This window comes from Kitasatospora putterlickiae (genome assembly GCF_039527695.1).
Lineage (GTDB): Bacteria > Actinomycetota > Actinomycetes > Streptomycetales > Streptomycetaceae > Kitasatospora > Kitasatospora putterlickiae.
On record NZ_BAAAKJ010000010.1, the window covers coordinates 6694 to 18262 of the forward strand.

Consider the following 11569-nt stretch of genomic DNA (forward strand, 5'->3'; position numbering starts at 1 on the left):
TCGGCGTCGCGGCCGCGCTGGTCGGGGCGGGCGCCGCCGTGGTCGCGGCGGCGGCCGGGGGCCCGCCCACGGGGAGGGTGAACGCGGCGGTGTGCACGGCGCCCTGGTGCTGGAAGTCCAGGAAGAGCCGGTACTCGCCGCCGCTGGGCGCCGTGGTGGTGAAGGCGATCGCCGGGCCGCCGGCGGTGGCGGCGCCCTCGGGAAGGTGCCCGTCCGGGTGGACGTGCAGGTAGGCGAGGTCGCCGGCGCGCAGCGCGACCAGGTGGCCGGCCGCGCCGAGGTACGGCTGGAGGTCGGTGACGGGCCGGCCGTCCCGGGCGACGTTCAGCGTCAGCTTCCCGGCCCGGCCCGGGGTGAGGTCGCCCTCCAGGGTGACGGTGTAGCCGTCGACGGTGACGGTCCGTCCGGTCCGCGGCAGCGGGGCCGGGCGCAGCTCGCCGGCGGCGTGCAGGTCGGCGCCCAGGGTCAGGCCCTCGGCGGCGTCGGCCGGGGTGAAGTCGGCGAACACCCGGTACTCCCCGGCGGCCGGCAGTGCGACCGGCGCGCTCCAGGTGCCGTCGGCGGCGCGCACCGGGTGCAGGTGCTGGAAGGTGGCGAGGTCGCGCGGGGCGACGATCAGGTGCAGCTCCTTCTCGTGCGCCGGCCGGTACCCGGTGACCGGCCGACCGTCGGCGCCGAGGACGCGGAACCGCAGCTCGGCCGGGGCGCCGGCGGTGACGAAGGGGTTCTCCAGGGCGAGCGTGTAGCCGCGTTCGGAGATCTGCAGGCCGCCGGGAGGCTGTTCGGCGGTGGCCGCCGTCGCCCCGGTGGCCGCGGGGGCGGGGGTGTGTCCGGCGTGGCCGGCGCCGGTGGGGCGCGGCGCGGGCGTCCCGTCGCCGGTGAGGTGGCCGACGCCGTACGCGGCGCCGAAGACGGCGGTCACGGTGGTGGCGAAGGCGGCGATCTTCAGGGCGGTGTTCACGGCGGGCTCCTCGGTACGTGGGTCGCGGTGCGGGTGTGCGTGTTCGCGGGTGTGCGGGTGGCCCGGTGTACGGCTTACGGGCGGGCCTCAGGCCCGCATGAGGCGGGCGATCGCCTGCGTGGCCTCGGTGACCTTGGCGTCCGCGTCCGCACCGCCCCGGGCGATGGCGTCCTGGACGCAGTGCCCGAGGTGGTCGTCGAGCAGCTGGAGCGCGACCGACTGGAGCGCCTTGGTGACGGCCGAGATCTGGGTGAGCACCTCGATGCAGTAGCTGTCCTCGTCGACCATCCGCTGTATGCCGCGGATCTGGCCCTCGACCCGCCGCAGCCTGCGCTGCACCTGGTCCTTCTCGTGGTGGTAGCCGGCCATGCGGGCCTCCCTGGATCGTCGATTCGGTCCTCCGACGCCCTTGATTAGATACCCCCAGGGGGTATGCAGTCAAGGGTGGTCCGGAGCGGCCGGGGGGGTTGCGTGGCATACCCCCCAGGGGTATAAAGGAATCACCGCGAGGGGATACCCCCACCGGGTACCACCGAACGAAACCGATCCCACGGAGGAACCCATGTCCTGCTGCTCCACCGACGGCACCTGCTCCACCGGCTCGACCGTCACCGTCGACCCCGCCGCCATCACCACCGTCTACGCCGTCGCCGGGATGACCTGCGGCCACTGCGAGCAGGCCGTCGGCAAGGCGGTCTCCGCCCTCCCCGGCGTCACCGCCGTGCGCGTCGACGTCGCGGCCGGCCAGGTCACCGTCTCCGCCGACGCCGAGCTGGACGAGGCGGCCCTGCGCGCCGCCGTCGACGACGCCGGCTACGAGCTCACCGGCCGGGCCTGACCGCCCCCGCGAGCCCGGGGCCCGGCATTCCCGGCCGGCGCTCTCCCCAGACCCCCCCGGGGGTATCGGGCTCCGGCCGCCCCACCCACCGTCCCACCCTTCGACCGCCCACCGGCGACCCACGAGGAGCCCAGATGACCACCCAGGCACCCGCCTCCACCGAGGTGGAACTCCAGATCGGCGGCATGACCTGCGCCTCGTGCGCCGCCCGGATCGAGAAGAAGCTCAACCGCATGGACGGGGTCACCGCCACCGTCAACTACGCCACCGAGAAGGCCAAGGTGAGCGTCACCGGCGCGATCGAGGTCGCCGACCTCATCGCCACCGTCGAAGCCACCGGCTACACCGCCGCCGTGCCCCGCCCCGCCACCCCCGAGCCCGCCGGCGCGGACGGCCACGCCGAGCCCGCCGACGAACTCGCCCCGCTGCGCCGGCGGCTGATCACCGCGCTCGCCCTGGCCGTCCCGGTCATCGCGATGGCGATGGTCCCCGCCCTCCAGTTCGACAACTGGCAGTGGCTCTCGCTCACCCTCGCCGCCCCCGTCGTCACCTACGCCGCCTGGCCCTTCCACAAGGCCGCCTGGACCAACGCCCGGCACGGCGCCGCGACCATGGACACCCTGGTCTCGCTCGGCACCGGCGCCGCGTTCCTCTGGTCGCTGTGGGCGCTGTTCTTCGGCCACGCCGGGATGCCCGGCATGCGGCACGGCTTCGAGTTCACCATCGCCCGCTCCGACGGCTCGTCCAACATCTACCTGGAGGCCGCCGCCGGCGTCACCGCCTTCATCCTGGCCGGCCGCTACTTCGAGGCCCGCTCCAAGCGCACCGCGGGCGCCGCGCTCAAGGCGCTGCTGGAACTCGGCGCCAAGGACGTCACCGTGCTGCGCGGCGGCGCCGAGGTCCGCGTCCCGGTCGCCGAGCTGACCGTCGGCGAGCTCTTCGTGGTCCGCCCCGGCGAGAAGATCGCCACCGACGGCGTGGTGGTCGAGGGCGCCTCCGCCGTCGACGCCTCGATGCTCACCGGCGAGTCCGTGCCCGTCGAGGTCGGCGTCGGCGACACCGTCACCGGCGCCACCGTCAACGCCGGCGGCCGCCTGGTGGTCGAGGCCACCCGGGTCGGCGCCGACACCCAGCTCTCCCGGATGGCCAAGCTCGTCGAGGACGCCCAGAACGGCAAGGCCGGCGCCCAGCGGCTCGCCGACCGGATCTCCGCCGTCTTCGTGCCGATCGTCATCGCCCTCGCCCTGGCCACCCTCGGCTACTGGCTCGGCACCGGCGAGGGCTGGACCGCCGCCTTCACCGCCGCCGTCGCCGTGCTGATCATCGCCTGCCCGTGCGCCCTCGGCCTGGCCACCCCGACCGCGCTGCTCGTCGGCACCGGCCGCGGCGCCCAGCTCGGCATCCTGATCAAGGGCCCCGAGGTGCTGGAGAACACCCGCCGCGTCGACACCGTCGTCCTCGACAAGACCGGCACCGTCACCGCCGGCCGGATGACCCTGCTCGCCGTGCGCACCGCCGAGGGCGTCACCGAGGAGGAGGCGCTGCGCCTCGCCGGCGCCGTCGAGCACGCCTCCGAGCACCCGATCGCCGCCGCCATCGCCACCGCCGCCGCCGACCGCCTCGGCACCCTGCCCGCCGTCGAGGGCTTCGCGAACGTCCCCGGACTCGGCGTCCAGGGCGTCGTCGACGGCCACGCGGTGGTCGCCGGCCGCGAGTCGCTGCTCGCCGAGTGGTCGCAGCACCTCCCCGCCGAGCTCGCCGAGGCCAAGCGCGCCGCCGAGGCCGCCGGCCGCACCGCCGTCGCGGTCGGCTGGGACGGCGCGGCGCGGGCCGTCCTGGAGGTCGCCGACGCGGTCAAGCCCACCAGCGCCGAGGCGATCGCCGAACTGCGCGCCCTCGGCCTGCGGCCGGTGCTGCTCACCGGGGACAACCGGCTCGTCGCCGAGGCCGTCGCCGCCGAGGTCGGCATCCCGGCCGAGGACGTGATCGCCGAGGTGCTGCCGCAGGACAAGGTCGCGGTCGTCCAGCGGCTGCAGGGCGAGGGCAAGGTCGTCGCGATGGTCGGTGACGGCGTCAACGACGCCGCCGCGCTCGCCCAGGCCGACCTCGGCCTCGCCATGGGCACCGGCACCGACGCCGCCATCGAGGCCGCCGACCTGACCCTGGTCCGGGGCGACCTGCGCTCGGCCGCCGACGCCATCCGGCTCTCCCGCAAGACCCTCGGCACCATCAAGAGCAACTTGTTCTGGGCCTTCGGCTACAACGTCGCCGCCCTGCCGCTGGCCGCCGCCGGCCTGCTCAACCCGATGATCGCCGGTGCGGCGATGGCCTTCTCCTCGGTCTTCGTGGTCGGCAACAGCCTGCGGCTGCGCACCTTCCGCTGACCGCCCGGCGGGTGCACCCCGTGAGCCCCCGGAACCTAAGCCCGGTTCCGGGGGCTCACGCGCGTCCTCGCCGCACCCGTGGCGCGCTGGCCCGATGAGGGGACACCGCCGAGGCGTTCCCGCAGGTCGGCGGCCCGGTCGCATAGCCTGTCGCCCTGCCGTCGGTGGGTCGGCTGCGGGGACGAGGACAGGGGTGCGAGGTGGCTTCCTCGGACAACGGCGGTACGGCCGGCGGGGGGCGGTTCCGCTCCTGGCTGCTGGAGGGGCTCTCAGACCGGGCCAAGCAGCACCCCGGCCCGCACGCCCAGCCCCCCGCCGAACAGGCCCGCCCCTGGTGGCGGGTGATGTGCCTGACCGGCCTCGACTACTTCTCCACGCTCGGCTACCAGCCCGGCATCGCCGCCCTCGCGGCCGGCCTGCTCTCCCCGGTGGCCACCGTGGTGCTCGTCGTGGTCACCCTCGGCGGCGCCCTGCCCGTCTACCGCCGGGTGGCCCGGGAGAGCCCGCACGGCGAAGGCTCGATCGCGATGCTGGAACGCCTGCTGTCGTTCTGGCAGGGCAAGCTCTTCGTCCTCGCCCTGCTGGGCTTCGCCGCCACCGACTTCATGATCACCATCACCCTGTCCGCCGCCGACGCCACCGCCCACCTGGTCGAGAACCCGCACCTGCACAGCGCCCTGACCGGCAAGCAGGTGCCCATCACCCTGGTCCTGATCGCCCTGCTCGGCGGCGTCTTCCTCAAGGGCTTCAGCGAGGCGATCGGACTGGCGGTCGTCCTGGTCGGGATCTACCTCTCGCTCAACGTGGTGGTCGTCGTCACCGGCTTCTACCACGTCCTCAGGTCCCCGCACGTCGTCGGGGACTGGGCGGACGCGCTCACCGCCGAGCACGGCGACGTCGTCGCGATGGTCGGCGTCGCCCTGGTGACCTTCCCCAAACTGGCGCTCGGCCTCTCGGGCTTCGAGACCGGCGTCGCCGTCATGCCGCACATCGAGGGCGACCCGGACGACACCGAGGAGCAACCCACCGGCCGGATCCGCGGCGCCCGCAAGCTGCTCACCACCGCCGCGCTGATCATGAGCGTCTTCCTGATCACCACCAGCCTCATCACCACCCTGCTGATCCCCGCGGAGGCCTTCGAGAAAGGCGGCCAGGCCAACGGCCGGGCCCTCGCCTACCTCGCCCACGAGTACCTCGGCAACACCTTCGGCAGCGTCTACGACCTCTCCACCATCGCCATCCTCTGGTTCGCCGGCGCCTCCGCGATGGCCGGCATGCTCAACCTGCTGCCGCGCTACCTGCCCCGCTACGGCATGGCCCCGCACTGGGCGCGGGCGGTGCGGCCGATGGTGATCGTGCTGACGCTGATCGCCTTCCTGGTCACCTGGATCTTCGACGCCGGCGTGGACGCCCAGGGCGGCGCCTACGCCACCGGCGTCCTGGTGCTGATCAGCTCCGCCGCCATCGCCGTCACCATCGCGGCCCGCGCCGCCCGCCAGCACGGCTGGACCATCGGCTTCGCGGTCATCGCGGCCGTCTTCCTCTACACCACGGCCCTCAACATCGCCGAACGCCCGGACGGCGTGAAGATCGGCGCCTGCTTCATCGCGGCCATCATGCTCGTCTCCTTCCTCTCCCGCCTCAAGCGCGCCTTCGAACTGCGCGTCACCGACATCGTCTTCGACGGGGCCGCCGAACGCTTCGTGCGGGACTACACCCACCGCCCGCTGCGGCTGATCGCCAACGAGCCGAACAGCCGCGACCTCGCCCAGTACCAGGAGAAGAAACGCCAGATCCGCACCGACAACGACATCCCCGCCGAGGACGACCTGGTCTTCGTCGAGGTGACGGTCCGTGACCCGTCCGAGTTCGAGGCGGTGCTCACCGTGCACGGCGAGGTGCTGCACGAGCGCTACCGGGTGCTCACTCTGGAGAGCTCCAGCGTGCCCAACGCCCTCGCCGCCCTGCTCCTCACCGTCCGCGACCGCACCGGACAGCAGCCGCACATCTACTTCGAGTGGACGGAGGGCAACCCGTTCGCCCAGTTCCTGCGGTTCTTCCTGTTCGGCCAGGGCGAGGTGGCGCCCGTCACCCGCGAGGTCCTCCGCGAGGCCGAGCCGGACCGGTCCCGCCGCCCACGGGTGCACGTCGGCTGAGGTCTTGTGCCGTCGGGGCGTCAAATGCCTACCATGGCGAACCGATTGACCCCACCGGCCGCTGAGGAGCGACGCCCGTGCGCCATCGCAGGTTCGGCTCGATCGTCCTGACCGGGGCCCTCGCGCTCGTCGCCCCGGGCACCGCCCCGGCCGTCGCCGCGTCGCCCGGCGTCGCCGCTTCGCCGGCCGTCGCCACGTTCCCGGGCGGCAGCCGGCACGGCGTCGAGGTGTTCGGCGAGGACGGTTCGATCGGCCGGGCCACCGCGCCCGCCGCCTCCCCGTACCTGACCGGCGGCGGGCGTCCCGGCATCGCACCCGCCGCCGGAGACGGCGAGGTCACCCCGATCCTGCGCGGCGGCGAGCCCGCGGGGAAGGTCGACGTCGTCGTCATGGGCGACGGCTACACCGCCGCCGAGCAGGAGCGGTTCCACGCCGACGCCGCCGCCAAATGGCGGGAGCTGAGCGCCGTCGAGCCCTACGCCACCTACCGGGGCCTGTTCAACGTCTGGGCGGTCGCCACCGTCTCCACCGACTCCGGCATCACCGGAGACCCGGACCGCGCCACTGTCCGCGACACCGCCCTCGGCTCCTACTTCTGGTGCGAGGACATCGAGCGCCTGCTCTGCGTCGACACCGAGGCCGTCGAGACCTACGCCGCCAAGGCCCCGCAGGCCGACCTCGTGCTCGTCGTCGCCAACACCGCCAAGTACGGCGGCGCCGGCTACAACGTCGCCTTCCCGCTCGGCTACGACGGCATCGCCACCGTGGCGGGCGGCAACCCGAAGGCCGGCCAGATCGCCGTGCACGAGACCGGCCACTCGCTGGGCAAGCTCGCCGACGAGTACTTCTACGACGGCGACGACGTCTACCCGGCCGAACTGGGCGAACCGGCCGAGCCCAACATCAGCACGTCCACCGCCGACCGGCTGGCCCGCGACCACGCCAAGTGGTACCGCTGGCTCGGCCGGACCTCGCCCGACGGAGGAGTGGTCGGCGGCTACGAGGGCGGCGGCTACTACCCCAAGGGGCTGTACCGGCCCACCGAGAACTCGATCATGCGCTCGCTGGGGCGGGAGTTCAACCTGCCGGGGCGGGAGGCGATGATCGCCGGCTTCTACCGGCACGCCGTCCCGCTCACCAGCCCCACCCCGGCCGGCACCCCGCTCACCCGCGCCGGCCGCCTCACCGTCGACCTCCCGGTCCCCGGTACCACCCTCACCTGGTCGGTGGACGGCCGCGACCTCCCCCAACTGCGCGGCCGCACCACGATCAACCTGGCCACCGTCCCCTTCCCCGGCCCACCCGGCCGCCCCCACACCCTCACCGCCACCGCCACCGACCTCACCCCCGCCGTCCTCGACCGCACCCTCCGCCCCCACCTCACCACCACCCTCACCTGGCCCCTCACCCACCCACAGCCCACCCACCAGCCGTGAACACCCCCGGGCCCGACTTCCCGCGCTCCNNCCCGACTTCCCGCGCTCGGGAGTGGGAAGTCGGCGGGTCCGACTTCCCACACCGGGCGGGTTGCCGTCCTGGCGGACCGCGCCTACGTGTCCCGGGCCATCCGCCGGCACCTGTGCCGCCTAGGAATCCGGGCCGTGACCCGAATGAAAGACCCTAGCCCTCGCGGGGGACCTCGATGACGAGATTCTGGACGTTCACGAAGAGCCGCACTCGACCCGACTGAAGGTCCTTGGTCACGGGGCTTCCCGCGAGGACGACGACGGGCTGGAAATCCGGGTTCTCCGCCTTGATGATCGAAGCCACGGTGCCGGCGTCAATGAACGCCAGGTGGGGCCAGCTCTTCAGGTTCTCCATTGCGTTCCTCTTCCCAAGTGGTCGTGCGGCGAGGGATTCCATCCCCAGGCACTCCGCAGGTCGGATCACCTGACTGGCACCCGGTAGTGACCCTCTTCGATTTCTAAACGATCACGCTGAGACCAGGACACGGGGGGCTCGCATCGCCGCCGTCATGGCCGGGCCCTCTCGGCCACCTCAGCCGCTGTGCAGGACTCGGAAGTCGTCGGGGTTGGCCGGGTCCCGGTCGGCGATCTGGACCGGCGGCCAGACCCATTGCCGGACGCCGACGCCCGGAACGCGGGAGAACCGGATCGGGCCCCGGGTGCCCTCTACCGCGACGTGCTCCCAGTCCAGGCCGCCCGGGGAGCGCAGGGCCTCGGCGAGGACGGTCACCGTGTCGTAGCCCTCGAAGGCGACGAAGGAGGGTGCCTCGGTCAGCCGTTCCCGCAGAGCGGTGGCGACGCGGGTGCCGAGCGGCCCGAGGCGCTGGGGCAGGTAGCGCAGGAACGGGACCGCGGCGCCGTCCTCGCCCAGCAGTGCCCGCCATTCGGCGAACTCCGGCTGCCCGGCCGGGGCGCCGACCAGCAGACCGGCGAGGCGCGGGTCACGGCGGACGGACCGGACGATCGGGACGGCGGGCTCCGGGTGGCCGACCAGCAGGAGGAGGGCGGTCGCACCGCTGTCGAGAAGCGCGTCGTTCAGCGCGGCGGGGGCGAGGGCGCGCGCGTCGAGTTCGACGAGGGTGCCGCCGCGCGGGGCGAGGTGCTCGCGCAGGACGCGGGTCCCGGACGCCCAGTAGACGCTGGGCTCGGCCGCCACGGCGATCCGGCGGTGGCCCGCGTCGAGGAGGAAGTCCGCGTAGATCCGCCAGCCGTGGGACTGCGCCGGGGCGAGGCGCGCCACCCGGTCCGTGGGCCGGTCGGTGAGCGCGTCGAGGACGGCCGAGGAGCAGAGGAACGGCAGCCCGAGGGCGTCGGCCCGGGCGGCGACGGTGCGGGCGACGACGCTGTGGTACTCGCCGACCAGGGCCGCCACGCCCAGGGCGGCCAGTTCGTCGACGGCGGCGGTGGCCCGCTGCGGGTCGGCGGCGGTGTCCCGCACCACCAGTTCGAGCGGCCATCCGGCGATGCCGCCGGCCTCGTTCACCTCGGCGGCGCCCAGTTCGAGCCCGGCGAGCAGGTGCCGGCCCGCCTCGGCCCAGCCGGGCCGGGTGAGCGGGACGAGGGCGCCGATCCGGACGGGCGCGCCGTCGGTCCGCTCGGCTTCAGGTCGCGATGGTGACGTGCTCATGCGTCGGCCTCTCCGTGTGGCGAGTCGGTGCTGACAGGCCCGGACCGCAGGGTGCCAAGGCCCTTGATCATGCCGGACATTGCAACCACCCCGGCCGCCGGGAGGCAACCGAATATCGGCGGCTCGCCCGGGCGGGGGCGGATCGCGCAAGAGGCGGCGATCCACGGGGCGGACGCGGCGGGAGGGCGGAGGTGTCCGGCGCCCCGGGCGGGGGTCGGGGCGCCGGGCAAGCCCGTCGGGTGCTGCGCGGCACGTTCGCGCTGGCCCGCGCGCAGCAGCGAGGTGAACCGCTGCTCCGAGCCATGCGGTCGACGGCCGGAGGTGCACGTCGACCAGGGGCGTGCTGGTCCGCGCCGTCCAAGGCCGATCCCGCGCCGGCGCCGTGCCCGCCCCGTGCACTTCAGCGGGCCCTTCGTCCGGCGGTGGGCGGGGTCCGGTGGAAGGCGGCGGTCGCGCGGGCGAAGTACTCGATGAGGAAGGTCAGTTCGGCGGGGAGTAACCCTGGAGGATCCCGCCGGTCCTCTCCCGGGTGGCGCTGGGCAGCGTGCGGCGGACGGTTCACGGCCGATCGGCACCGGCCGCCACGGCGGTCCGGGGATCGGCCCGCTTCCGCGGCCCGGACACCGCCCCGGTGGTGGCGGTCGGCGACACCTGCGAGGGAAGTCATGCCGGACCCGGAGGCCGGAGGCTCCATCGCGGAGTCGCGAAGGAAGTGACGGGGCTGACGCCGCCCTCGATCCGCGGTTCTGGCGGTGCCTCGGCGGCGCTCTGGCGGGACGGGCGGGGGTGTGGTCCCATCGGCGAGAGGGGGTGGGCGGGGGGCCCGCCGGAGCCGGGAGGGGTCGGGTTCGCATGGGTGAGCAGCCGTTTCGTACCACGGAGACCGGGGACGCCCCGGTGGTCCGCGCCCCGGACGGTGCCGTCGTCCGGCCGCTGCTGGTGCTGGACGGCCTCGGCAGCCAGGCCGTTTTCGAACTCGCTCCCGGGGAGGTGACCCGGGCGGTGTCGCATTCCACCGTGCGGGAGCTCTGGCACGTCACGGGTGGCCGTGGGCGGATCTGGCGGCGGCAGGCCGGCCGCGAGAGCGTGGACGCGCTGCGCGTGGGGACGGCGGTCTCGGTTCCGCTGGGGACGGCGTTCCAGTTCCGTGCCGACGAGGACAGCCCCGGCCCGCTGCGGATCGTCGCCGTCACCATGCCGCCCTGGCCGGACGGCTCGACCACGGAGGCCCGCCCCGAGCGCGGCCCCTGGCAGCCCACCGTGGGCTGAGGGCGGCCGCGACCCGGGGCGGGGACGCGTCAGAGCGGCAGGGCCAGTACCTGGCCGGGCTGGATCAGGTCCGGGTCCTCGCCGAGCACGGCGCGGTTCCGCTCGTACAGCGCGGGCCAGCCGCCGGGGATCCGGAGCTGGTCGGCGATGCTCTCCAGGGTGTCGTCCGGACGCACCGTCCAGTTGCCGGCCTCGCCGGCCTCGCCGACTCCGCTGACCGCGTCGGCCGGCGGAGGCGCGGCGGGCGTCGTGGCCGGGGTCTCCTCGTCCTCGACGGGGCGCTCCTTGCGGGCCGGCCGGGTGTGGACCGGCGGCCGCTCGGAGCCACGGGCGGCGCGGGCGCCGCAGACCGGCCACGGGGCGAGCCCGCGCCGGGTGGCGAGCGTGTCGGCGACGGCGATCTGCTGCTCGCGGCTGGCGAGGTCGGCGCGCGGCGCGTGGGCGAGGCCGCCGTTCTCCCGCCAGGTCGGCTGGTCGAACTGGAGGCCGCCGAAGTAGCCGTTGCCGGTGTTGACGTGCCAGTTCCCGCTGCTCTCGCAGGCGGCCACCCGGTCCCAGTCGATCACGGCCCCCCGACCGGTGCCCGCCCCACCTCCCGGACCCGGTGGCGCGGCGTGCGCCGCAGGGGCGGCGAGGACGGCGGCCAGCGTGCAGGCGGCGGTGGGGAGCAGGCGGCGCAGGTGCGCGGTGGGGGGCATCGGCGGCTCTCAGGTCCGGGGACAAGGGCGCGTACCGCTCGGGAGCGGCGCGTTCCCACCGACGCACGCCGAGGGGGCCGTGCCGCCGTCGACACGTCGAACGGGTCACCCGGCCGGCCCCGCGCCACCACCCGACCGGCCCCCGCTCCGGACAGACGACGGGCCCCCCG

Annotated in this window: 9 protein-coding genes; 5 read left to right on the plus strand and 4 right to left on the minus strand. The window is 74.5% G+C overall.

Going from position 1 to position 11569, the window contains the following annotated elements; genetic code table 11:
* Window positions 1-1048 precede the first annotated feature (1048 nt).
* Window positions 1049-1330, minus strand: coding sequence for a metal-sensitive transcriptional regulator (locus tag ABD308_RS00915; protein ID WP_344323338.1), 282 nt, complete (start codon window positions 1328-1330; stop codon window positions 1049-1051).
* A 193-nt stretch (window positions 1331-1523) separates the two neighbouring features.
* Here ABD308_RS00915 and ABD308_RS00920 point away from each other — a divergent pair, with 193 nt between their 5' ends.
* The 4 genes from ABD308_RS00920 to ABD308_RS00935 all read left to right on the plus strand — a co-directional run bounded on the left by ABD308_RS00920 (window position 1524) and on the right by ABD308_RS00935 (window position 7775).
* Window positions 1524-1799, plus strand: a complete 276-nt coding sequence (locus ABD308_RS00920) for a heavy-metal-associated domain-containing protein (RefSeq protein ID WP_344323349.1) — start codon at window positions 1524-1526, stop codon at window positions 1797-1799.
* A gap of 134 nt (window positions 1800-1933) precedes the next feature.
* Complete coding sequence (locus tag ABD308_RS00925; RefSeq protein WP_344323360.1) at window positions 1934-4183, plus strand: heavy metal translocating P-type ATPase; 2250 nt, start codon at window positions 1934-1936, stop codon at window positions 4181-4183.
* Between the two features lie 200 nt (window positions 4184-4383).
* Window positions 4384-6339 carry an APC family permease gene (locus tag ABD308_RS00930; protein WP_344323371.1) on the plus strand — a complete coding sequence of 652 codons (1956 nt, stop codon included), beginning with the start codon at window positions 4384-4386 and terminating at the stop codon, window positions 6337-6339.
* A gap of 77 nt (window positions 6340-6416) precedes the next feature.
* Window positions 6417-7775 carry a M64 family metallopeptidase gene (locus ABD308_RS00935; RefSeq protein ID WP_344323383.1) on the plus strand — a complete coding sequence of 453 codons (1359 nt, stop codon included), beginning with the start codon at window positions 6417-6419 and terminating at the stop codon, window positions 7773-7775.
* A 184-nt stretch (window positions 7776-7959) separates the two neighbouring features.
* On the opposite strand, the gene ABD308_RS00940 is transcribed toward ABD308_RS00935, so the two are convergent.
* Window positions 7960-8160 (minus strand): serine protease inhibitor, encoded by a 201-nt coding sequence (locus ABD308_RS00940; protein ID WP_344323393.1) that lies wholly within the window; start codon window positions 8158-8160, stop codon window positions 7960-7962.
* Between the two features lie 177 nt (window positions 8161-8337).
* Window positions 8338-9432 carry an ABC transporter substrate-binding protein gene (locus ABD308_RS00945; RefSeq protein ID WP_344323403.1) on the minus strand — a complete coding sequence of 365 codons (1095 nt, stop codon included), beginning with the start codon at window positions 9430-9432 and terminating at the stop codon, window positions 8338-8340.
* Window positions 9433-10284: 852 nt separating this feature from the next.
* Between ABD308_RS00945 and ABD308_RS00950 the strand changes: the two genes are divergently transcribed.
* Complete coding sequence (locus tag ABD308_RS00950; RefSeq protein WP_344323413.1) at window positions 10285-10701, plus strand: cupin domain-containing protein; 417 nt, start codon at window positions 10285-10287, stop codon at window positions 10699-10701.
* A gap of 29 nt (window positions 10702-10730) precedes the next feature.
* Here the strand turns inward: ABD308_RS00950 and ABD308_RS00955 are convergent, their stop codons facing one another.
* Window positions 10731-11399, minus strand: coding sequence for a transglycosylase family protein (locus ABD308_RS00955; RefSeq protein ID WP_344323423.1), 669 nt, complete (start codon window positions 11397-11399; stop codon window positions 10731-10733).
* Between the last annotated feature and the right edge of the window lie 170 nt (window positions 11400-11569).